We start from the raw sequence: 24564 nt of genomic DNA, 5'->3' as shown, positions 1-24564 counted from the left end.
ACCGACGTGACACGCCTGAGCTACGAAGACGCTGACGGCAACAGCCACACCGTGGCGACGCTGGAAGACGACGGCCTGCGCTTCTCGGGCAACGACAACAGCACCACCGCCGACGGCTACGTGACGCATCATCTGAACGAAGAGATGCAGATCGTGGGTGGCGCCAATGCCACGAATGCCGATGGCACCGACTCCGATTACTCCTCGGACAATATCCGCACGGTGGCCACGCAGGACGGCGGCATCGAAATACAGCTCGCCGAGTCACCGACTTTCGGTGGCGACCTGACGGTGGAAGGTGACACCTACCTGGGTGACAACTTCGAGGTGGTCAACAACGAGGCGTTCTACGACGGCCCGATCACCGAGAACACCCATATCGTCAACAAGGAGTACGTCGACAACCAGGGTGATGCCAGCGAAGGCGGTGGCTTCGGCCTGGCCGATGCCGGCGACGCCGAGGTCAAGCAGGACCTGGGCGCGACCATCAAGGTCTTTGATCCGGACGGCGACATCACCACCACGGCTGACAACGCCAACGGCGAACTGCTGCTGGGCCTGTCCAGCGACCTGAGTGTCGGTGGCCCGGGTGAGCCTGGCGAGCCAGGTGAAGACGGCTATATCGGTGTCGACGGCGCCGACGGCGTGGCCGGCGTGGGCATCGACGGCTCGGACGGCTCCATCGGCCTGACCGGGTCGGCGGGTGCCGACGGCGTCAGCCCCGAGCTGACCATGCGCCCGACCATCGAGCCCGGCGACGTAGTGGCCGATACCACCGACGTGACACGCCTGAGCTACGAAGACGCTGACGGCAACAGCCACACCGTGGCGACGCTGGAAGACGACGGCCTGCGCTTCTCGGGCAACGACAACAGCACCACCGCCGACGGCTACGTGACGCGTCATCTGAACGAAGAGATGCAGATCGTGGGTGGCGCCAATGCCACGAATGCCGATGGCACCGACTCCGATTACTCCTCGGACAATATCCGCACGGTGGCCACGCAGGACGGCGGTATCGAAATACAGCTCGCCGAGTCACCGACCTTTGGCGGAGACCTGACGGTGGAAGGTGACACCTACCTGGGTGACAACTTCTCGGTGGTCAACAACGAGGCGTTCTACGACGGCCCGATCACCGAGAACGCCCATATCGTCAACAAGCAGTATGTCGATGGGTTGGAGACCCACTACTACAGCGTCAACGATGGCGGCACTCAGCAGGACAACTACGCCAACGATGGGGCCGAGGGCGTAGACTCTCTGGCCGCTGGGGTGGCGGCGTTCACCGGGGCTGAGCGCGCTGTGGCGCTCGGCTACAACACCAGTGCCATTGGCGTGGACAGCGTGGCCATCGGCCAGTACGCCAGTGCCACAGCGGAGGGCTCGGTGGCCATTGGGCGTGATGCCACCGCCAACGGTGGCAAGGCGGTTTCCATCGGCTACGGCAATACCGCCACGGGTGATGGGGCGGTGGCGATCGGTGACCCGAGTACTGCCATCGGCGACGGTGCCCTGGCCTTGGGCAAGGATAACTATGCCGAGGGCACCGGGGCCGTGGCCTTGGGCAATACCAACACCTCCGAGGGGGATGGTGCCCTGGCGATCGGTGACACCAACATCTCGAGTGGCAATGGCGCTATCACCATGGGGGTCAACAACCAGGCCATCGGCGAGGGTGCTGTGGCCATGGGTAACGACAACCTGGTGAGCGGTGACGGGGCCTTCGCGGTGGGCAACAACGCCACCAGCGGGGCGCTCGATACCCTGGCACTGGGGACCCAGGCCTCGGCTACGGCCCAGCATGCCATGGCGCTGGGCAATAGCTCCGAGGCTTCGGGATTGAATTCCTTCGCCGCTGGCAATACTGCCGTGGCATCGGCAAAAAACTCGATGGCTCTCGGTCAGATGTCGCTGGCCACGGGGCTGCGTGCCTCGGCAATCGGGCTTGAAGCCGTTGCCTCGGCGGAAGGCGCCCTGTCGGTGGGTACTCAGACTGAAGCCAGCGGATTACGCAGCACGAGCATCGGCAATCGAAGTGTTGCCGCCGGTCAAGGCTCATCGGCCATAGGTTCGAATGCCGATGCCCAGGCGTTCGGTAGCATGGCGATCGGGGCTCGATCCACGGCGATGCATGAACAGAGCATCGCCCTGGGCGGCGCTTCCCAGACGGTGAGAGGACCGCAGGACGACTATGTCGCGTACGGCCTGGACGCGCTGCAGACCTCCAAGGGTGAACTGGCCATCGGCCAGGTCGCCGTCTTCGACGAGGATGGCAACCAGCTGACGGAGCCGGGTGAGCGTCAGATCACCGGCGTCGCGGCGGGCAGTGCCGATACCGATGCCGTTAACGTCTCGCAGCTCAAGGCAGTTAACGAAACGGCCAACGCCGGTTGGGACCTGAGCGCCCAGGACGGTACGGCCAGCAACGTGGCGCCGGGAGGCGAGGTCAACCTGCGCAATGCCGATGGCAACCTGACGGTAACGCAGGCGACCAACAACGGCCGGGAGGAGGTGACCTTCGACCTGGCCAATAGCCTCGAGGTGGACAGCGTGACCACCGGTGACAGCGTGATGGATACCGATGGCCTCACCGTCGACGATGGCGCGGGTAATGTGGTCACCACCACCGCTACTGGCACCACCGTGACCGACGGCACCACCACCACCGAGGTCACAGCCGGTGGCGTGACCAGCGGCAACATCACCGTGGATGGCAGCAGCAACAAGATCACCGGTGTGGCTGATGGCGACGTCAATGAGACCAGCACCGATGTGGTGAACGGCAGTCAGCTGTGGGAGACCCAGCAGGCGCTCGAGGCAGGACAGGTGCACTACTACAGCGTCAACGATGGCGGCACTCAAGGCGGTAACTACGACAACGACGGTGCTGACGGCAACAACGCCATCGCCGCCGGCGTCAATGCCTCTGCCACGGCGGATGGCGCCATCGCCATGGGCGACGGTGCCACGGCCAGCGAAGCGAATAGCGTGGCGATCGGTGCGGGCGCGACAACCGAAGCTGCGGTTGGCACGGCCGATATCACGATCGGTGGTCAGACCTATGTATTTGCTGGTATCTCGCCGATTGGCACCTTCAGCGTAGGCTCTGCGGGCGCCGAACGTACCATCACACATGTGGCTGCGGGACGTGTGACGGCAGACAGCACGGATGCCGTTAATGGCAGCCAGCTGTATGCCACCAACCAGGCTGTGGGAGGGATCGACGATCGCGTGACCAACGTTGAGGGTGATATCACCAATCTCGACGGTCGGGTGACCAATGTCGAAGGTGATGTCACTCAACTGGACAATCGGGTGACCAATGTCGAGGGCGATATCACCAACCTCGGCGATAATCTCGCAGAGCTTGATGACCGTGCCGTGAAGTACGACATCGAAGAAGGCAACGTCAACTACGACTCGATCACCCTGGCGGGGGATGACGGTACCACCATCACCAACGTGGCGGACGGTGATGTTTCCGAGGACAGCAGCGATGCCGTCAACGGTAGCCAGCTGTGGGAAGTTCAGGAGCAGCTCACCACCATCAACGAGGGGGGCAGCAAGTACTTCAAGGCCAACTCCGAGGCGGCAGCTGCCCAGGCGGAAGGCGCCGAGAGCATCGCCATGGGGCCGGAAAGCGTGGCTCAGGGCGATCACAGCGTGGCAGCCGGCGATGGCGCGGTGGCCGAAAGCGAAGGTGGAGTGGCCCTGGGGGCCGGCTCCCAAGCGACCCGCGAAGGGATGAATGGTGCAGAGGAAGCCTTCTCGGGTGAGTCCGTGGCATCGACCCAAGGAGCGGTTTCGGTCGGTAGCGAAGGCGGTGAACGCCAGATCACGAACGTGGCGGGCGGCACTGAAGCCACGGATGCGGTCAACGTTCGCCAGTTGGAAGCGGTACAGGCCGGCGCGGTGAACTACGACCGCAACGAAGACGGCAGCCTGGACTACGGCTCGGTCACCCTGGGCCAGGAAGGCACGCCGACGCAGATTCACAACGTCGCCGCGGGTGAACTGCCGACGGATGCGGCCAACGTGGGGCAGCTGCAAGCGTTGAACCAGCAGTTCCAGCAGCAGATCGGTGGGCTCAACAATCGCATCAAGGATGTCCATGATCAGGCCAATGCAGGCACGGCGAGTGCGATCGCGGCGGCTTCCGTGCCCCAAGCGTATCTGCCCGGCAAGAGCATGATTTCTGCTGGTGCGGGTACCTATAACGGTGAATCGGCTGTCTCGGTGGGGGCTTCGCGCCTCTCCGATAACGGGCGCTGGGCGGTCAAGCTCAACTTCACCGGGGATTCGCAGGGCAACTTCGGTGCCGGTGTCGGTGCTGGCTTCCACTGGTAATCACAGGGATATCGAACATGCATAACAGTATTCGACGCAACATGGTTCGAGCCCTCGGCATTGCCGGCTTGACGGTGCTCGGTCTGCAGGGGTGCGCAACGGAAAACGCTCGGGAAGGCATGGCCTTCCCGGACCCAGGCGATGCTTGGGTCGAGGGTGGTACCTATGCCAATCTCGATAACTTGCGCAAGATGCGGGTGGGGGCTTCCAAGGACCAGGTCCGAGACTTGCTGGGGAGCCCACACTTTTCTGAGGGATTGATCGGCGTTCACGAGTGGAACTATGTGTTCCACTTGCCCCAAGGGGATGGCTCTTATCGAGTTTGCCAGTATCAGGTGAAATTCGATAACGACATGCTGGCCGAGGGGCTGCATTGGCGGGATGGAGAGTGCGCAGCATTGCTCGAGCCTCCATCGCCCGAGGCACCGCCTGAGCCGCAACGCATGACGCTAGCGGCAGATACGCTGTTCGACTTCGACAGCAGCGAGTTGACCCACGAGGGGCGGCAGGAGGTCGTCGCGTTAGCCGAGCGGATACGCGAGGCCTTCGCCTCTCCGGACATCGTCGTGACTGGATACACCGATCGAATCGGTAGCGAAGCCTATAACCTGACGCTTTCCGAGCAGCGAGCCGCTTCGGTGCGCAGGGCGCTGATCAGTCAAAACGTCTCACCCAGTGCGGTGCGTAGCATGGGGCTCGGGGAAGGGCATCCAGTCGTCGACTGTCCGGCTTCCCGCGTTACGCCGCAGGTCAAGGCCTGCTTGAGGCCGAATCGTCGAGTTGAGGTGGAAGTAACGGAACGGTAGCTGCTTTGATCGCCCATAACGCGGCCCCTCTACTATCGGGGCCGTGTTATGGCGAAGTCGATATTAGCCCTTGGGAGCATGCAGTGTCGCAAGAAAGCGGGAGGCGAGAGAGGGGAGCACACACCGGCCAATGTAAGGCATAGACCGGTGGTCCCGATGCATCAGGAGACTGGTAGCGTCTGGGTGTGCGGGTAGCGGATGGCCTGATGGGCGGGCATGGGTTTTCCGAAGTAGTACCCTTGCAGGCCGTGAATTTCGAAGTCCTGGAGCAGTGCCAGTGAGGCTTCTGACTCGATGCCTTCGAGAACGACCTTCTTGCCTAGTCCATTGAGCAAGGCCAGTATCCCTTCCAGGAGTCTAAGATCGAATGTGTCAACGGCGGCAGACATGACGAGCGCGGGGCTGATCTTGACGATATCGATAGGAAGCATTCTCAAGTAGGACAGGCCTGCATAGCCACTCGCGAAATCATCCAAGGCGAACAGCATGCCGGCACGCTTGAGACGGTCGAGCCGCTCGGCAACTAGATTCAGGTTTCGTATGGCCGAACTTTCCAGAATCTCTATTTCAATGCCACGAGCGCGCTCTTCATCATCGAGTAGCCAGCCCAGCATGCTTTCGTAAACTTCGTTGCGTTCGAGCAGGTGTCCGGGAAGGTTGAGGCTGATCGTCAGAGAATCGGGATTGCCCAGTTTCCGCATGAACCCTGTTGCGGTATCCAGCGCCCACATGAAATGCTCGTGTGACGCCAGTTGTGCGCGTTGCATCGACGGTAGTTGGGCGGGGCACAAGGCCTCGCCGGATGGCGTGACGGAGCGAAAAAGGCCTTCATACCCGATGAGTTGAAATGCACTCTCGACGAGCTGCACTTTAGGCTGGTAAAAGAGATGGGGCGTTGTGGACATCTGGTGTTCTTCGCAGACCCGTTGATAGAAGCTCGTCGAGCATTCCTATTCTTTACCCTAGCGGTGGAAGGTCTCAAGCCGAGAGGCATGAACAACAGTGACGTATCGAGTGACAACACAGGAGGGTAGCCAGATTTAATTGGCAAGGGCTGACACGAGGCCATGTCCTACCTGTTATTTAATCCTAGAACTGTCCCCTTGAGGCTGATGATGCCGTGGTGTTGGAATTTCCCCGAGAGGCCGAGCGCTCATTCGGGGAAACCGCTCGTGTCTCGGGCTCCAGGCAGGGGGGCCTCGGAGAGCACAAGTGCATCCGGATCTCACCAGAATGGCACGGCCGGGTTGAATTATGGGTATAAATACCCTCATGATAGCGAAACTCTCACACTAGGAGCTGCAATCCGATGTTCATTGCTATCCTCGAGGACGATCCTGTGTGTCTCCAGCAGCTGTCCAGCTTGCTGCTTGTGGCGTCAGAACAGAGTGAAAAGCACCGGATCGCTGGGGGTGGCGAGCGGGAGTGGCAAATCGACAGCTACCGGAATGCCAGGGACTTCATGCGTGGTGCCAAGCGCAATACCTATGACCTTGTGCTGCTCGACTGGATGCTGCCGGATATTACAGGTATCGAGGTCCTGAACTGGGTGCGTGAGTATTTCCAGTCCCCCCCTCCCGTGATTATGGTGACCAGCCGGGATGCCGAAAAAGATGTCGTCGAGGCTTTGATGGCGGGTGCGGAAGACTTCGTCAGCAAGCCATACCGTGGCGGGGAGCTTATTGCGCGAGTGCTGACGACGCTGAGGCGTTTTCAGGTAAGCGATAAATATCGCCATGAGCCTTTTCGGCAGGGTAACCTCACTATATATCCTAAGGATGAGTCCATTTCTGTCGAGGGAAAGGCCGTCAAGCTGACCAATCAAGAATATCGCTTGGCTTTACTCCTGTTGCGTAACCTGAATCATCCTCTGAGCCGTTCTTATCTTTATGAAATGGTGTGGGGGCAGGAAGACAGTCCGATGACCAGGACGTTGGATGTGCATATTTATCGGCTCAGAAGAAAGCTTAGCCTCAACAAGGAGAATGGGTGGAATCTTTCATCTGTGTATCGTTACGGCTATCGTCTTCAACGCACTGACGAAGAGGTACCGGCCTGATATAGGATGCATGCCTTGATGAATGATCAAGTTCTCGCATGTAAGGATGCGAGAATGACAACGGTCAGTGGTGCCGGGCCTTCTCGTGGCATATCGTATTATGTCGAGCCCTCTTCCGGATGAACGGCGGTCGTTCACGCCGAACAGCATAACCGTTGGTCCCTTGTTTGCTACCCGTAAGGCCTCGGAGGGAAGAGGTCTTCGCGTGTGACAGCCATATCGTCGACACCGGACGAGGCCTGGGCTCTCGGTGTTCTGCCATTGGTCGATTTGGTGGGCATGCGCGTCGTGTTCAGGTTTCTTGATATCTTGTGGGGAGAGCGATTTTTCGTTTCGTTGCTGCAAGTGGTTTTTCTTTTGTCGCTTGCTTCAGGGGTGGGGCTAAGGTGTTGAGTAAGGCTTTTCTATAGCGGCCGTTTTTGAAGTTAAAGTCCAAAATGTTTGTTAGGCCGGCATGAAGGCATGAACGAATGGTTGGTTGAACAGCGCTTGGCTTCTCTTGGGGGGCGGCTTGGCAGTGAAAGAGATTTTATGTTTCTTGAAGTTCGAGTTTTGCGTATGTGTGGTGAAGAATATTTGTTCTGAGGGTGGCGCTGGAGGAGTTTCCTGCGTGATGGTCTTGTCCATCATGAAAAAAGGCCTGGCGTGTGCCAGGCTAAAGCAGGGAGCCATGGTCCAAGGGGGGTAGGACTCATGACATATACAATGGTAATTTATAAGGTGCAGTCTTGTTAATGTGAGAATTGTGAACCAGTGTTAAATGCGGCAATTTCTAGTGCGGTATGTATTGTTGTCGGCGTGAGCCAGGGGCAGCTTTCTTTTATGTTCCGCGTAGACTTTCATTGGTGCTCGTCAGGCTAGCGTCTTGTGAGGTCCGGCATTCATGAGTCGGCGTCCTTGTCGGAAGCTTGCAGATGGTTGATTGAGGGGGCTGCCCATCGGGCAGGCCCCAGGCTGCCTTCCCCCTACCTGAGCCTGCGCCGAGGTCTCGGCTTGGGTCGCTGTGACGCTGAACGGGAGCGCCTCGGTGATCCGTAGGGGTCAGCCGGCCACGTCCAACTTCTCGCGGGTCGTGCGGTAGACGCTGTCGAGGTGTGACAGCATGGCGCGTTCTGCGGCATCCGGGTCGCCGGCGCGTAGCGCCTCGACAATCCGGCCGTGCTCCCGATAGCTCTGCTCGATGGAGCCTGTCTCCACCATAACCTGGCGGCGAATGTTTAACCCGTAGGCGTACAGCTCTTCCGAGTAGCGCAGCAGGATGTCGTTGCGAGCATATTCCGAGATCAGCTTGTGGAAGTTCTGGTCCGAGAGCTGGAAGTGCACCGGGGAATCGAACAGCTGGCTTTGGGCTTCCAGTAGCCGATCCAGCTTTGTCAGGCCGGCGTCGTCGATGTAGCGGGCGGCGCGCCGGGCGATCGCCGCCTCGACGACCAGGCGACTCTCGAAGACGCTGTCCACATCGTAGCGATTGACCTCGGCTTCTTGCCGATGGCTGGGATGATGCTGGAAACGTTCGATGACCGCCTCGTTGGCACAGATTCGTGACTTGCTGCCATGTGAAACGTTGGCCAGGCCATGTGCCGTCAACTGGGCCAACGCCCCTCTAACGGTTTCCCTGCTCACCCCGAACAGCTGCGCCAGCTCACGCTCGCTGGGCAGTTCGTCCCCATCCCTCAGCAGTCCTGTCAGTACCATGTCGGTTAGCTTGTCGGCCAGGATTTCTTTCTTGGTCCGGCTTTTCAGTGCCTGTTCGTCGGCAAAGGCCCGTAGCGTCATGGGTCTATCCTCATCAGCAGTCTACAACTGGTATGGAGTATATACCAATCATGACGGTCCTGACGCCATGATCCGGATTGTGCGTTGGTCGCATGCCCACCCTGCGACTTTGGTCATAGCTGGAGTGATACATGCTTGACCGGCAAGCGGGGGCTGTCTAACTTCTAATACGCCATCTGGTCCGGTGGGCGTACCAGCAAACCAGAAGGTTCAAATAATGCCAACGACAAACCGCAAGCTCACAGGAGTCGTCATGTACAAGAAGCTACTCGGTCTTTCCGCACTCGGCCTCGCGATCGCCTCATCTCAGGTGCAGGCCGACGAGATCGTCTTCGCTATCGGGGGGACGCCGCAGAGTCTCCAGGGGCAGACCGCCCAGGAGTTCACGCGTCGCCTCCAGGAACGACTCGGCGACGAGCATCAGGTAGAGCTCTATGACAGTGCCCAGCTCGGCAACGAGCAGCAGCTGGTGCAGAAGCTTCGGCTGGGCACCGTCGACCTGGCCGCCATCTCCTCGATCATGTCCTCGATCGACGCCAAGTTCGCTCTCTTTGACATGCCCTTCCTGGTCAAGGATCGCAACCATCTCAAGCGTATTGATCAGAACATCGTCATGCAGGACCTGGCCGATAGTGCCGCATCCAAAGGGCTGAATATCGTTTCCACCTGGGAAAACGGCTTCCGGCACATCACCAACAACGAGCATCCGATCGAGACGCCCGAGGATTTGGACGGGTTGAAGCTACGCACGCCTCAGAGCGAGTGGCGCACCATGATGTTCGACACCTGGGGCGCGAACCCCACGCCGATGGCCTTCTCGGAGGTGTTCGTGGCGCTACAGACCGGTGTGGTCGATGGACAGGAGAACCCGCTCAGCAATATCAACGGCGCCAAGTTCCAGGAAGTGCAGGACTACCTGTCGCTTTCCAACCACGTCTATTCGCCGATCTGGCTGACCGCCGGCCAGGGTAACTGGGAGAAGCTGCCCGAGGATGTACGCACCGCCATCACCGAAGTTGCGGCCGAGACACAGGATTGGGCTCTGGCCAAGGGCGCGGAACTCGACGGCAACCTGATCGGAACCATGCGCGAGGCCGGCATGGAGATCAATCGTGTCGATCGCGATGCCTTCGTCGAGGCCAGCGCTCCGGTCTACCAGGCCTATGCCGACCGTGTCGACGGCGGTCAGGCACTGATCGACCGGGCCATGGCGCTGGCCGAGGAGTAAGTGGCCATGCCGATGATATCGGGCGCCCAGCGGGCGCCCTTCCCATCCCACACCGAGGAGAGTCCGCCCATGCTCTTGCTGGATCGTTGCCGACTCGGCCTGGAGCGTCTGCTGGAAGCGTTCACCGTGGCCCTGTTGCTGGCCCTGACCGCCATCGTGCTGGGTGCCGTGATCTTTCGTACGGTGGGTAGCTCGATCCCCTGGTACGACGAGGTCGCATCGGTGGGGCTGGCCTGGCTGAGCTTCTACGGTGCCAACCTGGCGGCCCTCAAGCGAGCCCACATGGGCTTCCCCGGTCTGGTCGCCAAGGCGCCGCCCCCAGTGCGTACCACTCTGTTTCTGTTCTCTGAAGTCATCGTGATCGGCTTCTTCCTGGTCGTAGGCTTCTACGGCTATCGGGTGCTCGATGTGCTGGCCTGGGACACCCTGGTGGCGCTGCCCGCCGTTCACCTCAATGTCACCCAGTCGGTGATTCCCATCAGCGCCGCGCTGTTCATCCTCTGCGAACTGCTTAGCCTGCCCATGGCCTGGCGCAAGATGCGCAGCGGCGTGAACAGCGAGGAAGAAGAGATCGAGGCCGCCATCCGTCAGGCCGAGGACGACCTCAAGGAGCACCGCGCATGATTCTGCTGATCATCATTGCCGCCCTGTTCGCCCTGGTGCTGATCAACGTCCCCATTGCCGTGGCCATCGGCGTGGTCGGTGTCGTGGGCGTCTACTTCAACATGGGAGCCGACGCACTGGTCAACCTGCCGCTGACGCTGTTCAACGGCGCCACCAAGTTTCCGCTGATCGCGATCCCGCTGTTCATCTTCGCCGGGGCGCTGATGAACACCTCCGGCATCTCCTTGCGCCTGATCAACCTGGTGACCGCCATGGTCGGTTTCGTGCGCGGTGGACTGGCGATGGTCAACGTCGGCGTGTCGCTGTTCTTTGCCGAGATCTCAGGCTCGGCGGTGGCCGACGTGGCCGCCACCGGCTCGGTGCTGATCCCCGAGATGAAGCGCCGCAAGTACCATCCCGACTTCACCGCCGCCATCACCTCCTCTTCGGCGTCGCTGGCGATCATCATCCCGCCGTCGCTGTCGATGATCCTCTACGGCGCCATCGCTGACACTTCCATCGTCAAGCTGTTCGTGGCGGGTATCGTGCCGGGCCTGCTCGGTGCCCTGGGGCTGGCCGGCGCCTGCTATTACTACGCTGTGAAGTACGACCTGCCCCGCGAAGCGGCCTTCTCGCTGGCCACCCTGGGCAAGGCGTTCCGCGAGGCCTTCTGGGCCCTGCTGCTGCCGGTGATCATCCTCGGTGGCATCTTCGGCGGCTTCGTCACCGCCACCGAGGGCGCCGGCATCGCCGTGCTCGCCGCCCTGCTGATCGGCGGGCTGGTCTATCGCGAGCTGAACCTCAAGATCCTCTACCGTGCGGTGATCGAGGGCGTGGTCCAGACGGCAGTGGTGATGCTGCTTGTGGCTACCTCGGCGGTATTGGGGCTGTTCCTCACCGAGATGCAGCTGCCTCAGCAGCTGGCCCAGCAGATCACGGCCATCACTCAGGATCCGGTGCTGGTACTGGCGCTGCTCAACGTGTTGCTGCTGCTGCTCGGCATGTTCCTGCATGGTGCCGCTGCCATCATCCTGGTGGTGCCCATCGTCATGCCGCTGGTCCAGCAGATCGGCATCGACCCGATCCATTTCGGCCTGATCCTGACCCTCAACCTGGCCATCGGCCAGCAGACGCCGCCTGTTGCCTCGGTGCTCGCGACGTCCTGCTCCATCGCCAAGACCGATATCTGGAACACCACCCGCGTCAACCTGCCGATGATCCTGGTGCTTTTCATCGTGCTGATGCTGGTCACCTACGTGCCGGCCATTCCCATGACGCTCGTTAACCTCTTCTACTGAACCGGAGTCCGTTCATGACAAGCACACGTCCCGTCATCGCCGTCACCCTGGGCGACCCGTCCGGCATCGGCCCGGAGCTGATCGCCAGGCTGTTCGCCGAGCCCCCGCTGTTTGCCGACGTGCATACCGTGCTGGTAGGCGATCGCTGGCTGTGGCAGGAGGGTCAACGCGTCGCCGGCCTCTCGCACCCGTTACCCGAGGTTTCGGGCTTCGCCGCCGCCCGCGATCACGCCGGGCCGGTCTTCCTGCCGGTCGACAGCGTCGCCGAGGGCGAGGTCGGCTATGCCGAGGAGACCGCCGCCGGCGGCGCCTCGGTACTGGCGATCCTCGATCGTTGCCTGGCGGCCGCCCAGGCCGGCGAGGTGGATGCCATCTGCTTTGCGCCGCTCAACAAGCTGTCGATGAAGAAGGGCGGCCTGCAGCACGAGGACGAGCTGCACTTCTTCGCCGAGCGGCTGGGTGTGGAGGGGTACTTCTGTGAGTTCAACACCCTGGGCAGCCTGTGGACCTCGCGGATCTCTTCGCATATTCCGCTCAAGGACGCCGCCCGGTACGTCACCAAGGAGCGCATCGTCGCCGCCAGCCGGCTGATCCATGACTCCCTGAAGCTGGCCGGCTTCGATGCCCCGCGGATCGCCGTGGCGGCGTTCAACCCCCATGGCGGCGAGGGCGGCACCTGCGGTCGCGAGGAGATCGACGTCATTGCGCCTGCCGTCGAGGCGTGCCGGGCTCAGGGATACCCCATCGACGGCCCTTTCCCTGCCGACACCATCTTTCTCAAGGCCCGCGACGGCGAGTACGACGCCATCGTCACCATGTATCACGACCAGGGGCAGATCGCGATCAAGCTGCTGGGCTTCAAGCAGGGCGTCACCGTCCAGGGCGGCCTGCCGATTCCCATCGCCACGCCGGCCCATGGCACCGCCTTCGACATCGCCGGGTTGGGCAAGGCCGACGTGGGGCCGACTCGCAACGCCTTCGAGATCGCCTGCCGCATGGGCGCCAATCTGCGCCGCCAGCGTCTCGCCGACGCCGCCACCCACGCCTGAACCTCTCCGTACAAGGAACACCGCACATGAAGATCAGCAACGTCCGCACCCGCATCTTCGAATGGAAGGGGCACACCGTCCCCCCCACCGCCCACTTCTGCTCCAATGCCATGGACGAGCTGTGGGACAAGGGCGATTCCATGGGCACCTTTCGCTTCCACGGCTGGACCACCGTCGAGATCGAGACCGACACCGGCTTGGTGGGCCTCGGCAACGTGGCCCTGGCGCCGCGTATCGCCAAGGCCATCATCGACCAGTACCTGGCGCCGCTGGTGATCGGCCAGGACCCGTTCGACTACGAGTACCTATGGCAGCGCATGTATCGCTCCACCCATGCCTGGGGCCGCAAGGGCATTGGCATGGCGGCGATCTCCGGTGTCGACATCGCCATCTGGGACATCATGGGCAAGGCCGTCGGCCAGCCGGTGTTCAAGCTGCTCGGCGGGCGCACCAAGGAGAAGATTCCCTGCTATGCCTCCAAGCTCTATCGCACCGACCTGAAGTCGATGCAGGAGGAGGCCCAGTCCTATCTCGACCAGGGCTTCACGGCGATGAAGATGCGCTTCGGCTATGGCCCCAAGGATGGCCCCGCTGGAATGCGCGCCAATCTGGACAGCGTCGCCGCGGTGCGTGAGGTGATCGGCGAGGACGTCGACCTGATGCTCGAGTGCTACATGGGCTGGAACCTGGAGTACACCAAACGCATGCTGCCGAAGCTGGAGCGTTTCCAGCCGCGTTGGCTGGAGGAGCCGGTGCTGGCCGACGACATCGACGGCTATGCCGAGCTCAACCGGCTGACCAGCATCCCCATTTCCGGCGGCGAGCACGAGTTCACCCACTATGGCTTCCGCCAGCTGCTCGAGAAGCGTGCCGTCTCGGTGGTGCAGTACGACACCAACCGAGTCGGCGGCATCACCGCGGCGCGCAAGATCAACGCCATCGCCGAGTCGTTCAGCGTGCCGGTGATCCCTCACGCCGGCCAGATGCACAACTATCATCTGACCATGGCGACCCTGGCCTCGCCGATGGCCGAGTTCTTCCCGGTCCACGACGTCGAGATCGGCAACGAGCTGTTCTACTACCTGTTCGAGGGCGACCCTGAGCCGGTCGACGGCTTCCTCGATCTGGACGACGAAACCCCGGGCCTCGGCCTCACGCTCAACGAGCGTTACTTCGACCAGTTCCATATCACCGAGTGAGGCCCCGGCCATGCGACTGATCCAGTATCTCGAGGAAGGGCAGCCGCGAGCGGCCCTGGTGGAGAGCGACGACGCGGTGAGGCCGATTCGCCTCGCCGGCGGCACCTACGCCCTGGCGCGGATGGCCATCGCCAGCCGGCAGTCATTGTCGGCGGTGATCGAAGTGCGGCTCGATGATGACCTGATCGACTATCAACAGCTGGTCGACGAGCGCCGCCTGCTGCCGCCGCTGACCCACCCTGACCCGGCCCACTGCCTGGTGACCGGCACCGGTCTCACGCATCTCGGCAGTGCCGACACCCGCTCGGCCATGCATGCCCAGGCCGATGAATCCGAGCTGACCGACTCCATGCGCATGTTCAAGCTCGGCGTGGAGGGCGGCAAGCCGGCCGCCGGCGAGGCCGGCGCCCAGCCGGAGTGGTTCTACAAGGGCGACGGCGACTGCGTGGTGGCCCCCGAGGCGCCGATGCCGGTGCCGGCCTTCGCCGAAGATGCCGGCGAGGAGCCGGAACTCGCCGGGCTCTACGTCATCGGCGACGACGGCCGGCCCTGGCGCGTCGGCTACGCCATCGGCAACGAGTTCTCCGATCACGTCACCGAGCGTTTCAACTACCTGTGGCTGGCCCACTCCAAGCTGCGCCACTGCAGCTTCGGCCCGGAGCTGTTGATCGGTGAACTGCCCGAGCACCTCGAGGGCAACAGCCGCATCGTGCGCGACGGCGAGACCCTGTGGGAGAAACCGTTTCTCACCGGCGAGGCCAACATGGCCCACAGCGTCGCCAACCTCGAGCAGCACCACTTCAAGTACCCGGGCTTCCGGCGCCCCGGCGACGTCCACGTGCACTTCTTCGGCACCGCGACGCTGAGCTTCGCCGATGGCATCCAGACCCGCGACGGCGATCGCTTCGAGATCGCCCTGCCGGCCTTCGGCCGCGCGCTGCGCAACCCGCTGGCGTTCGAGGCCGACACCACCGATACCCCCGTTCAATCCCTGTGACCTCAGGAGGCCCCATGACCCTGGAAGGCAAGCAACTGATCGGCCAGCAGGCCGTGACCAGCGACGGCAAGCCGATCCACGCCGTCGACCCCGCCACCGGCGAGACCCTGTCCCCGGCCTATCCCGCCGGCGGCCAGGCCGAGGTCGAGCAGGCCTGCGACCTCGCCTGGGCCGCCTTCGATAGCTACCGCGAGACCGGCCTCGAGGCCCGCGCCGCGTTCCTCGAGACCGTGGCCGACGAGATCGAGGCCATCGGCGATGAGCTGATTGTTCGTGCCATGGCCGAGTCCGGCCTGCCACGCGCCCGGCTGGAGGGCGAGCGCGGCCGCACCTGCGGCCAGCTGCGCCTGTTCGCCAACGTCGTGCGCGCCGGCGAGTGGCTCGACGTGCGCCTCGACCCGGCGCTGCCCGAGCGTCAGCCGATGCCGCGGGTCGACCTGCGCCAGCGCCATATCGCCCTGGGCCCGGTGGCCGTGTTCGGCGCCTCCAACTTTCCGCTGGCGTTCTCGGTGGCCGGCGGCGACACCGCCTCGGCACTCGCCGCCGGCTGCCCGGTGGTGGTCAAGGCCCACGCCGCCCACCCCGGCACCTCCGAGCTGGTCGGCCGCGCCGTGCAGCGCGCGGTGGCCCGCTGCGAGCTGCCCGAGGGCGTGTTCTCGCTGCTCTACGGCTCCGGCCGCGAGCTCGGCCAGGCGCTGGTGCGCGATCCGCGCATCAAGGCGGTGGGCTTCACCGGCTCGCGCAGCGGCGGCACCGCGCTGATGCAGGCGGCCCAGGCGCGCCCCGAGCCGATCCCGGTCTACGCCGAGATGAGCTCCATCAACCCGGTATTTCTGCTGCCCGCCGCCCTGGAATCTCGTGGCCAGGCGCTGGGCGAGGCCTTCGTCGGCTCGCTGAACATGGGCGCCGGCCAGTTCTGCACCAATCCCGGCCTGGTGATCGCCGTCAAGGGCGAGGCGCTCGATGCCTTCGTGGCCGCCGCCGGCGAGGCGGTGAAGGCTTCCGCGGCCCAGACCATGCTGACCCCGGGCATCTTTGAGGCCTACGTGCAGGGCGTCGACGGCCTGGTCGCCAGCAGCAAGGCCCGCGAGGTCGCCCGCGGCGCCGCCGGCGAGGGCCCCAACGCCTGCCAGACCGGGCTGTTCGTGGCCAGCGCGCCGGACTTCATGAGCGACGAGGCGCTGCAGGCCGAGGTCTTCGGCGCCACCTCACTGGTGGTCGAGTGCGCCGACCTCGACAAGGTCAAGCGCGTGGCGGAATCCCTGGAAGGCCAGCTCACCGCCACCCTGCAGATGGACGACGGTGACCTGGACGCCGCCCGTGCGCTGCTGCCGACCCTGGAGCGTCGCGCCGGCCGGGTGATGGCCAACGGCTGGCCGACCGGCGTCGAGGTGTGCCACGCCATGGTCCACGGCGGCCCGTACCCGGCTACCTCCGACGCGCGCACCACCTCGGTGGGCAGCGCGGCGATCCATCGCTTCCTGCGCCCGGTGTGCTACCAGAACCTGCCCCAGGGCCTGTTGCCCGAAGCGCTGCGTGACGGCAACCCGGCCGGCGTCAGCCGCCTGGTCGACGGCAAGCGCGAGGTCTGAGCGCTCCCATCGCAAGGTCCAACAGTCCGGTCATTCGGTTTTGTCTGCCGGCGGCCATCGGGGGATAATGGCGGCTCCACTCTCGACCGGTACGCCAGCCATGTCCGATGCCGACCGCCGCCGCGCCCCCCGGGCGGCCCACACCCGTCGCGAGCCGATGCGCCGTGCCCGCGAGCCCCGGGCGAACGTCGGCGAGGTCGTCTACCTGCCGGTGGTGACGGTCAACGAGACCGGCGCCTTTCTCGATTGGGGCCACTCCCGGGACCTGCTGCTGCCCTTCGGCGAACAGCGCTTTCGCCCCACGGTGGGCCGCCGGGTGCTGGTGATGATTCAGGAGGACGACCGCGGTCGCCCCTTCGCCAGCCAGCGACTCGACCGTTACCTGTCCGATCACGCCGAGGGCCTGGCCGCCGGCAGCGCCGTGGCGCTGGTGATCGCCGATCAGACCGATCTGGGCTACAAGGCGGTGGTAGACGGTCGTTTCTGGGGCCTGCTCTACCATGACGACGTGACCCGGCCGCTGCGCCGCGGCCAGCGTCTGGACGGCCACGTGAAGCGGGTCCGCGACGACGGTCGCCTGGACCTGTCGCTGCTGCCGCCGGGCCCGGCGCGGCTCGACGTGGTCGGCGAATCGGTGCTCAAGGCGCTGCGCGAGAGCGGCGGCTACTTGCCGCTTTCCGATGCCAGCCCGGCTGGCGAGATCAAGGCCCGGCTCGGGGTCAGCAAGAACGCCTTCAAGCAGGCCATCGGCCGGCTCTACAAGCAGCGCCGTATCGTCATCGAGGCGGGCGGCATCCGCATCGCTCCCGGTGGCGGTCAGGATTGAGCATCTTGGTCTCCGCCATGGCCGTGCGGCATACTGCGAGCCATCATTCCCCGCCGGACCGCTCCGGCGCAGACGAGTAGACCGATGAGCCAACGCCCCCTCAAGGTCGGCGTGGTGATGGATCCCATCGCCGACCTCAGCTACAAGAAGGACACCAGCCTGGCCATGCTGTGGGCCGCCCAGGACTGCGGTGCCGCGCTGTACTACATGGAGCAGGAGGACTTGTTCCTGCGCGATGGCCGGGCCCACGCCCAGCTGCGCGAGCTCGAGGTGTTCCGCGACCCCGAGCGCTGGTTCGCCCTGGGCGAGGTCGCGTCGCGTCCGTTGGCCGAGCTCGACGTCATCCTGATGCGTAAGGATCCGCCGGTGGACGGCCACTTTCTGAATGCCGTGCACCTGCTGGGCTTCGCCGAGCGCGAGGGCGTGCTGGTGGTCAATCCCACCCGGGCACTGCTGGAGTGCAACGAGAAGCTGTTTGCCCAGCAGTTTCCCGAGTGCTGCGCGCCGACCCTGGTGTCCTGCCGCGAGACCGAGCTGCGCGCCTTCCACGCCGAACACGGCGACGTCATCCTCAAGCCGCTCGACGGCATGGGCGGCAGCGGCATCTTTCATGTCCAGCCGGACGGCCGCAATCTGGGGGCGATCATCGAGACCCTCACCGAACAGGGGCGTCGCCAGATCATGGCCCAGCGTTACCTGCCGGAGATCAAGGATGGCGACACACGCATCCTGCTGGTCGACGGCGAGCCGGTGCCCTATGGCCTGGCTCGGGTGCCGATGGCCGGCGAGACTCGCGGCAACCTGGCCGCCGGTGGCCGCGGCGTCAGCCGCGAGCTCACCGACCGCGACCGTTGGCTGATCGCCCAGGTACAGCCGATGATCCGCGAGAAGGGCCTGATGTTCGTTGGCCTCGACGTGATCGGCGACTATATCACCGAGATCAACGTGACGAGCCCGACGTGCGTGCGCGAGATCGACGACCAGCGCGGCACCGACATCGCCGGCCAGCTGATGGATGCCATCGAGCGTCGTCTCGCCGAGCGCCGCCGGAGCTGAGTCGGGAGGGCAGCATGACCGCCCCCGTCAACGACCCGATGCGCTACGTGCCGGTGACTCGGCCCTACCGCTACTGGTTGGCCTGGGCGGCGTCGCTGCTGCTGCATCTGGTGGTCATCGGCGCGGTGGCGAGCCGTCAGTTCGCTCCGGCGCCACCCGAACGCACCGGTCTGGATGTGGTCTTGGTGAGCCGACCCGCCGAAAGTCCGGTGGCGGCGGAGGCGCTGGCCGAGGCCGCGCAGCTTGCCGCCGGCACCGCGGCTGAAACGCCCCCCGCCGAGTCCCGCGCTGCCCCGCGGGCCCGGCCGGCCGCGACGCCGGCGACGGTCCCGGCCGGAGCGCCGGCCACCCCGACCGAGCCCGACGTGGCCGCTCGACCCGAACCCGAGGTGCGGCCCGAGCCGAGTGCTCCGCCTGCCGTCGAGCCGGAGCCCCCGCCAGAACCTCTGCCGGAAGCCCTGCCGGAACAAGAGGCCGTTGAGGCCGCTGAATCCCGTCCCAGTGTGGCCCAACCGGTAGCGACCGTTGCGCCTGCGGCAACCGACACTCCCGTGTCGGGGCGCGACCTACTGGCGCAGGCCACGGCCAGCATCCGCGAGCAGGGGCTGTCCGCCGACTATGCCGGCGACGCCTCTGGGGCAGCGCGGCCGGCGGCCCAGCAGGCCGCCGAGGCTCGCTATATCGATGATTGGACGCGGCGGGTCGAGGATTACGGCAACCGGGTCCATCCGGCGCCGCCTGAACTGGAAGGCCAACTGCGCATCCGGGTGGTGATCGGCCGCGACGGTCAGGTTCGGCGAGCGGAAGTGATACAATCCTCGGGACATTCCGAACTCGACCAGGCGGCCCTGGACACCGTCCACGGCGCGGCGCCCTATCGCCCCTTCGATGCGGGCATGGGCGATCTGGACAGCTTGTCCATCACTCGCATCTGGCGGTTCGGTGAAGGTAACGATTACGGCGTGCGCTAGGCTCCGGAAGGCGGCGCGCGCTGACATTTTGCGGACCGCGCCGGTGGCGCGCCGCATTCCGCTGGGGAGCTCCATGCAAAGCTTGAAAAATCACTTCCTGATGGCGATGCCGCACCTGGAAGATCCCAATTTCGCCGGCACCCTCAGCTACCTCTGCGACTACGACGACAAGGGCACCATGGGGGTGATCGTCAATCGGCCTCTGGAGCTGACTCTCGATGCCCTGTTCGAGCAGCTCGAGCTGGAGTGCACCGGCAGCCCGCACCTCAATGCGCCCGTCTACTATGGCGGCCCGGTGCACAAGGATCGCGGCTTCATCCTGCATCAGGGCGACAGCCAGGAGTGGGACTCGAGCCTTCAGGTGGCCGATGACATCGCGCTGACCACGTCCATGGACATCCTCCAGGCCCTGGCCGAGGGCCGCGGTCCGGAGAAGTTCCTGGTCTGCCTGGGCTGTGCCGGTTGGGAATCCGGCCAGCTCGAGCAGGAGCTCAAGGACAACGCTTGGCTGACCGTGGAAGGCCGCGCCGACATCCTCTTCGAGGTGCCGCCGGAACAGCGTCTGGGGGCCAGCGCCAACCTGCTGGGGATCGATCTGAACCTGATGACCCGCGAGGCGGGGCACTCCTGATGACGGGAACGGACTTTGTTTGCTCGGTGTGCTCGCCGGTCGGGTGCCGCATCGTGGAGCGATGCCGATGAGTGGCAGCGGCCAGCGTTTGATCCTGGGCTTCGACTTCGGCACCCGGCGCATCGGCGTGGCAGTGGGCAACGAGCTTACCGCCAGCGCCAGGGCCCTGGAGCCGCTGCCGGCTCGCGACGGTATTCCCGACTGGGAGCGTGTGGCGCGACTGGTGGACGAGTGGCGGCCGGACCTGTGCGTGGTCGGCCTGCCGCTCAACATGGACGGCAGCGAGAGCGTGATGAGCACCCGCGCCCGCAAGTTCGGCAAGCGTCTGTACGGCCGCTACGGCATCCCCTGCGAGATGGCCGACGAGCGCGGCTCCACCCGCGAGGCCAAGAGCATCGCCCGGGAGGCGGGCCATCGCGGCAACTATCGCGACGACAGCGTCGACGGCCTGGCCGCGGTGTTGATCCTGGAAGGCTGGCTGGCCGACCGGGAAGGGCTGCCGCGCTAGGCCGTATCCGGCTCGTCACGATACTTGGCCACGAAATCCCGCACCTCAATGCAGGTGAACGTCTCGATGAAGCCGGCAAGCGTCGCGGGGCGCCGGAAGCGTTGCTCGAAGCGTTCCTCCGCATCGCCTTGGCCCCGCACCACGCAGGCACGGTAGTGATCGCCCTCGCGGCAGACGTTGACGCTGGCGGGGCGAGATGCATCACGCTTTTCTACCTGCAGCTCTCGCCTGCGCTCGAGCAGCTCATTCAGGGCCCGGCCGCCTGCGAGCTCGGCCGGCGAGGCCCAGAGATCCTGGTCGCGATCACCGTAGCGGAACAGCAGCAGGGCTGGTAACGAGGTGAAGATGACGTTGGCCAGCAGCCAGGTGAGCTCAGTGCCGGAGGGCGACGTCGTGAACAGTAGCCAGATGTTGGTGGCGATGCCGACGACGAGCACCCCGGCGAAGGGGCGCCAGGTTCGCCAGCTCATTACCTGGCGGCCCAGCAGATAGCCCCATAGGCCGATGAGGGTCACCGCGCCGATGGCCAGCTGTAACAGCGAGAGCGGCGTGCCACCCCCCATCACGACAGCGAGAACACCGACCGCCAGCAGCACGGTGTAGAACATCGCCAGCAGAGCATAGGCACGTTGCAGGTTCATCGGCTTGATTCTCCCCTGTCGCTTGCGCTTCCAGCCTGACCGATCGGCTGTCTTTCTGCAGCGTAGGCGAAACTCGTCGACCGAGCTCAGAGGGCGATGCCAACGGTGCTCAGCTTTCCCTGTCATCCACGCCGACGGTGCTGGGCACGAACCAGGGCACGTCGCGCATGTCCTTCTCGACCAGGTGGTCGACCTGCAGCAGGGTGGCGAAGATCGCCATGCGCATGGTGAGCCCGTTGTCGGTCTGGCGGAAGATCGCCAGGCGCGGGTCACCGTTGAGGTCCACGTCCAGGTCGTTGGCATCGGATCGGCTGTCGCGAGGCAGCGGATGCATGACGATGGTGCGATCGTTGCAGCGTCCGTCCATGAAGGCCTTGTCCACGGTATAATCTCGCGACAGGCTGAAACCCTCGGTCATCTCGGCGGTGAAGCGCTCCTTCTGGATGCGCGTGGTGTAGACCACGTCCGCGTCGGAGAAGTCGTCGGCCAGGCTCTCGCGGACCTGCACGTCCAGCCCCTGACGCGCCACGTGCTCGATCAACGAGTGCGGCATTTCCAGCCCCGGCGGGGCCACCAGGGTGACGCGCATGGGAGCATAGAGGGCCAGCAGCTTGATCAGCGAATGCACGGTGCGCCCGTACTTGAGGTCGCCGGTCATCAGCACGTGGGCTCCCTTCAGCGGCTTGCCCTGGCGGGCGAACTCCTTGTGGATGGTGTAGATGTCGAGCAGCGCCTGGCTGGGGTGCTCGCCGGGGCCGTCGCCGCCGTTGATCACCGGCACGTTGGTGGCACGGGCGAACTCGGCCACCGAGCCCTGTTCCGGATGACGCATGACGATCGCATCGCAGTAGCCGCTCATTACCCGGCTGGTGTCGTAGAGCGACTCGCCCTTGGCCATGGAAGAGAAGGTGAAGCCGGTGGTGTCGCAGACGCTGCCGCCGAGCCGGCAGAAGGCGGCATGGAAGCTGACTCGGGTACGGGTGCTGGCCTCGAAGAACAGGTTGCCGAGCACCGCGCCCTCCAGCACCCGGGTGACCTTGCGGCGCTGGGCGACGGGTTCCATCCGCGCCGCCACGCGCATCAGGTGATCGACATCGTCTCGGGACAGGGAATCGACGGAGAGCAGGTGAGAACTCATGCGCGGGCCTCGGCTGGCGATTGGGGTGGAGATGGTGCCTTAGTTTACTCTCCGTGGTGCCTGGCTTCAGCCTTCTCCATCGAGCAAATCCCCGGCAATCTCACCGATACGGCGTACGGCCGCCTCCAGCTCGGCGGTCGGGGAGGCCGCATAGCTGAGTCGCAGGCAATGCCGATACTTGCCGGAGGCCGAGAACATCGGGCCGGGCGCCACCTGAAGGCGCTCCGAGGCCAGGCGCTCGTTGAGTTGCAGGCTATCGAACCCCTCCGGCATCTCCAGCCACAGCTGGAAACCGCCCTGGGGATGGCTGATGCGCGTCGCGGCAGGGAAGTGGCGTGCCACCCATTCGATCATGATATCCCGCTGGCGCCGGTATCGGCGGCAGATCTCGCGCAGGTGGCGCTGGTAGCGGCCCTTGTCGATAAAGGCGGCGACTGCGCGCTGAGGCGGGGACGCCGAGGCGCCGGTCGACACGTATTTCTCATGCAGGGCCTGGTCCCGGTAACGGCCCGGGGCGATCCAGCCGACGCGCAACCCCGGTGCCAGCGTCTTGGAGAAGCTGCTGCAGAGCAGCACCCGTTCCTCCTTGTCGAACGCCTTCAGGGCCGGGGGGCGAGGGCTGTCGAAGGCCAGATCGCCATAGATGTCATCTTCGATGATGGCCACGTCATGGCGGCTGGCGAGTGCCACCAGGTCCCGCTTGCGGTCGTCGGGCATGGTATAGCCGAGAGGGTTGTTGCAGGTCGGCGTGACCAGGATGGCGCGCACCGGCCACTGCTCCAGCGCCAGTTCGAGTGCCTCCAGGCTCATGCCGAGGCGTGGATCGGTAGGAATCTCCAGCGCTTTCAGCCCATGGGCCGCCAGGATCTGCATGGCGCCGTAGAACCCCGGTGAGTCCACGGCCACCACGTCGCCGGGTGAGGTGAGGACACCCAGGGCGATGGCCAGGGCCTCCTGGCAGCCGGTGGTGACCAGGACATCGTCGGGGTGCAGCAGACAGCCCGAGGCCGTGGCCAGGCGTGCAACCTGCAGGCGCAGCGCCGGATCGCCGGCCAGACTATCGTAGCCGAGGTGGCGAGCGTCAGTGGCGTGGTAACGGTCAGACAGCAGCTGAATCAGCGGCCTGAGTGTCGCGGCATCCAGGGCCGGCGTGCCAGAACCCAGTCGGTGCAAGGGCTGAAAACCGGGAACCGGTTCGACGATCGTCAGTACCTGATCCCATTGCGATACCTCGAGCGGGCGCTGGGCGGGGCGCGAGACCCTTGGCAGCTGCTCCAGGCGGCGTTGTGGCAGCACATAGTAGCCGGAACGAGGGCGCGCCTCGGCCAGCCCCGACTCCTCCAGGCGCGCGTAGGCGGCCTGCGCGGTGGTGATGCTGATACCTTGCTCACGGCACAGGGCGCGAATCGAGGGGAGCCGGTCGCCAACCGGGTAGATGCCTTGGGCCATGCGCTGGGCGAGGAGGTCGGCGATCTGCTCGTAACGTCTGGGAGCGCTCATCGTTCGGAGTTCCAGGAGTCGGCGGTACAGAGAGAGGTATTGCTTGCGGTACAGTGCCGCCAGCGGCAAATTTGTACCGCATATAAACTTATATCCTGAATCTGTACCGATCAAGACGCCGGACTTAGCCTGTTGAAACACTCGAGTTCGACAGGAGCCCGACCATGATCCGCAATCCACTGAAGGCCTGGGTGCAGGCATGGCGTCGCCAAGCCTTTCGGCATCGTACCCGCCGTCATCTGAGCCGTCTTGATGAGCGTTTGCTCAAGGATGCTGGCATTAGTCCGGCTCAGGCTCGATGTGAGGCTGGCAAGCCGTTCTGGCGGCGCTGAGTCA

The 24564-nt window shown here is 64.4% G+C and carries 22 protein-coding genes; 16 read left to right on the top strand and 6 right to left on the bottom strand.

What is annotated here, in order from left to right; genetic code table 11:
• Nucleotides 1–4350: YadA-like family protein (locus ACGTN6_RS03395; RefSeq protein ID WP_394589843.1), on the top strand; the 4350-nt coding region annotated here is incomplete at its 5' end.
• A gap of 17 nt (nucleotides 4351–4367) precedes the next feature.
• Nucleotides 4368–5156: an OmpA family protein gene (locus tag ACGTN6_RS03390; protein WP_394589842.1), complete on the top strand. Its 789-nt coding sequence runs from the start codon at nucleotides 4368–4370 to the stop codon at nucleotides 5154–5156.
• A 161-nt stretch (nucleotides 5157–5317) separates the two neighbouring features.
• Here ACGTN6_RS03390 and ACGTN6_RS03385 read toward each other — a convergent pair whose 3' ends face one another.
• Nucleotides 5318–6061: an EAL domain-containing protein gene (locus tag ACGTN6_RS03385; protein WP_394589841.1), complete on the bottom strand. Its 744-nt coding sequence runs from the start codon at nucleotides 6059–6061 to the stop codon at nucleotides 5318–5320.
• A 404-nt stretch (nucleotides 6062–6465) separates the two neighbouring features.
• On the opposite strand from ACGTN6_RS03385, the gene ACGTN6_RS03380 reads away from it, so the two are divergent.
• Nucleotides 6466–7215, top strand: coding sequence for a response regulator transcription factor (locus tag ACGTN6_RS03380; protein WP_394589840.1), 750 nt, complete (start codon nucleotides 6466–6468; stop codon nucleotides 7213–7215).
• A 444-nt stretch (nucleotides 7216–7659) separates the two neighbouring features.
• On the opposite strand, the gene ACGTN6_RS03375 is transcribed toward ACGTN6_RS03380, so the two are convergent.
• Both ACGTN6_RS03375 and ACGTN6_RS03370 read right to left on the bottom strand, forming a co-directional pair.
• Entirely contained in the window at nucleotides 7660–7845 is a 186-nt protein-coding gene (locus ACGTN6_RS03375) for a hypothetical protein (protein ID WP_394589839.1), read from the bottom strand.
• A gap of 411 nt (nucleotides 7846–8256) precedes the next feature.
• Nucleotides 8257–8991, bottom strand: a complete 735-nt coding sequence (locus ACGTN6_RS03370; RefSeq protein ID WP_394589838.1) for a FadR/GntR family transcriptional regulator — start codon at nucleotides 8989–8991, stop codon at nucleotides 8257–8259.
• 253 nt (nucleotides 8992–9244) lie between these two features.
• On the opposite strand from ACGTN6_RS03370, the gene ACGTN6_RS03365 reads away from it, so the two are divergent.
• The 12 genes from ACGTN6_RS03365 to ruvX all read left to right on the top strand — a co-directional run bounded on the left by ACGTN6_RS03365 (nucleotide 9245) and on the right by ruvX (nucleotide 20949).
• The gene (locus ACGTN6_RS03365; protein ID WP_394589836.1) at nucleotides 9245–10219 is read left to right on the top strand and encodes a TRAP transporter substrate-binding protein; all 975 of its coding nucleotides are present in this window, start codon (nucleotides 9245–9247) and stop codon (nucleotides 10217–10219) included.
• A gap of 6 nt (nucleotides 10220–10225) precedes the next feature.
• Nucleotides 10226–10843: a TRAP transporter small permease gene (locus ACGTN6_RS03360; protein ID WP_394589834.1), complete on the top strand. Its 618-nt coding sequence runs from the start codon at nucleotides 10226–10228 to the stop codon at nucleotides 10841–10843.
• Nucleotides 10840–12120, top strand: a complete 1281-nt coding sequence (locus ACGTN6_RS03355) for a TRAP transporter large permease (RefSeq protein WP_183389812.1) — start codon at nucleotides 10840–10842, stop codon at nucleotides 12118–12120. Before ACGTN6_RS03360 ends, ACGTN6_RS03355 begins: the two co-directional genes overlap by 4 nt.
• 14 nt (nucleotides 12121–12134) lie before the next feature.
• A complete protein-coding gene (locus ACGTN6_RS03350) occupies nucleotides 12135–13169 on the top strand; it encodes a 4-hydroxythreonine-4-phosphate dehydrogenase PdxA (protein ID WP_394589833.1) in 1035 nt (344 codons plus the stop codon).
• Nucleotides 13170–13195: 26 nt separating this feature from the next.
• Nucleotides 13196–14368 (top strand): L-rhamnonate dehydratase, encoded by a 1173-nt coding sequence (locus ACGTN6_RS03345; protein WP_394589831.1) that lies wholly within the window; start codon nucleotides 13196–13198, stop codon nucleotides 14366–14368.
• Nucleotides 14369–14378: 10 nt separating this feature from the next.
• A complete protein-coding gene (gene araD1, locus ACGTN6_RS03340; RefSeq protein WP_394589830.1) occupies nucleotides 14379–15365 on the top strand; it encodes an AraD1 family protein in 987 nt (328 codons plus the stop codon).
• 14 nt (nucleotides 15366–15379) lie between these two features.
• Nucleotides 15380–16957, top strand: coding sequence for an aldehyde dehydrogenase (NADP(+)) (locus ACGTN6_RS03335; protein ID WP_394589829.1), 1578 nt, complete (start codon nucleotides 15380–15382; stop codon nucleotides 16955–16957).
• A gap of 100 nt (nucleotides 16958–17057) precedes the next feature.
• Nucleotides 17058–17783, top strand: coding sequence for a CvfB family protein (locus ACGTN6_RS03330; RefSeq protein WP_394589828.1), 726 nt, complete (start codon nucleotides 17058–17060; stop codon nucleotides 17781–17783).
• Nucleotides 17784–17867: 84 nt separating this feature from the next.
• Nucleotides 17868–18839, top strand: coding sequence for a glutathione synthase (gene gshB / locus ACGTN6_RS03325; RefSeq protein WP_394589826.1), 972 nt, complete (start codon nucleotides 17868–17870; stop codon nucleotides 18837–18839).
• 14 nt (nucleotides 18840–18853) lie between these two features.
• Nucleotides 18854–19810, top strand: coding sequence for an energy transducer TonB (locus ACGTN6_RS03320; RefSeq protein ID WP_394589825.1), 957 nt, complete (start codon nucleotides 18854–18856; stop codon nucleotides 19808–19810).
• A gap of 73 nt (nucleotides 19811–19883) precedes the next feature.
• The gene (locus tag ACGTN6_RS03315) at nucleotides 19884–20441 is read left to right on the top strand and encodes a YqgE/AlgH family protein (protein WP_394589824.1); all 558 of its coding nucleotides are present in this window, start codon (nucleotides 19884–19886) and stop codon (nucleotides 20439–20441) included.
• 67 nt (nucleotides 20442–20508) lie between these two features.
• Nucleotides 20509–20949, top strand: a complete 441-nt coding sequence (ruvX, locus tag ACGTN6_RS03310; protein WP_394589823.1) for a Holliday junction resolvase RuvX — start codon at nucleotides 20509–20511, stop codon at nucleotides 20947–20949.
• On the opposite strand, the gene ACGTN6_RS03305 is transcribed toward ruvX, so the two are convergent.
• The 3 genes from ACGTN6_RS03305 to ACGTN6_RS03295 all read right to left on the bottom strand — a co-directional run bounded on the left by ACGTN6_RS03305 (nucleotide 20946) and on the right by ACGTN6_RS03295 (nucleotide 24228).
• Complete coding sequence (locus tag ACGTN6_RS03305; RefSeq protein WP_394589821.1) at nucleotides 20946–21590, bottom strand: hypothetical protein; 645 nt, start codon at nucleotides 21588–21590, stop codon at nucleotides 20946–20948. The genes ruvX and ACGTN6_RS03305 overlap by 4 nt on opposite strands.
• 109 nt (nucleotides 21591–21699) lie before the next feature.
• Nucleotides 21700–22728: an aspartate carbamoyltransferase gene (gene pyrB, locus ACGTN6_RS03300; RefSeq protein ID WP_394589820.1), complete on the bottom strand. Its 1029-nt coding sequence runs from the start codon at nucleotides 22726–22728 to the stop codon at nucleotides 21700–21702.
• 66 nt (nucleotides 22729–22794) lie between these two features.
• Nucleotides 22795–24228, bottom strand: coding sequence for an aminotransferase-like domain-containing protein (locus ACGTN6_RS03295; protein WP_394589819.1), 1434 nt, complete (start codon nucleotides 24226–24228; stop codon nucleotides 22795–22797).
• Nucleotides 24229–24392: 164 nt separating this feature from the next.
• On the opposite strand from ACGTN6_RS03295, the gene ACGTN6_RS03290 reads away from it, so the two are divergent.
• Nucleotides 24393–24560 carry a DUF1127 domain-containing protein gene (locus tag ACGTN6_RS03290; RefSeq protein WP_394589817.1) on the top strand — a complete coding sequence of 56 codons (168 nt, stop codon included), beginning with the start codon at nucleotides 24393–24395 and terminating at the stop codon, nucleotides 24558–24560.
• Nucleotides 24561–24564 lie beyond the last annotated feature (4 nt).

The organism is Halomonas sp. B23F22_20 (assembly GCF_043496985.1).
In the GTDB taxonomy this organism is placed as follows: domain Bacteria; phylum Pseudomonadota; class Gammaproteobacteria; order Pseudomonadales; family Halomonadaceae; genus Halomonas.
The sequence above is the reverse complement of the archived record's forward strand: the minus strand, read 5'-3'. Positions and strand labels throughout refer to the sequence as shown.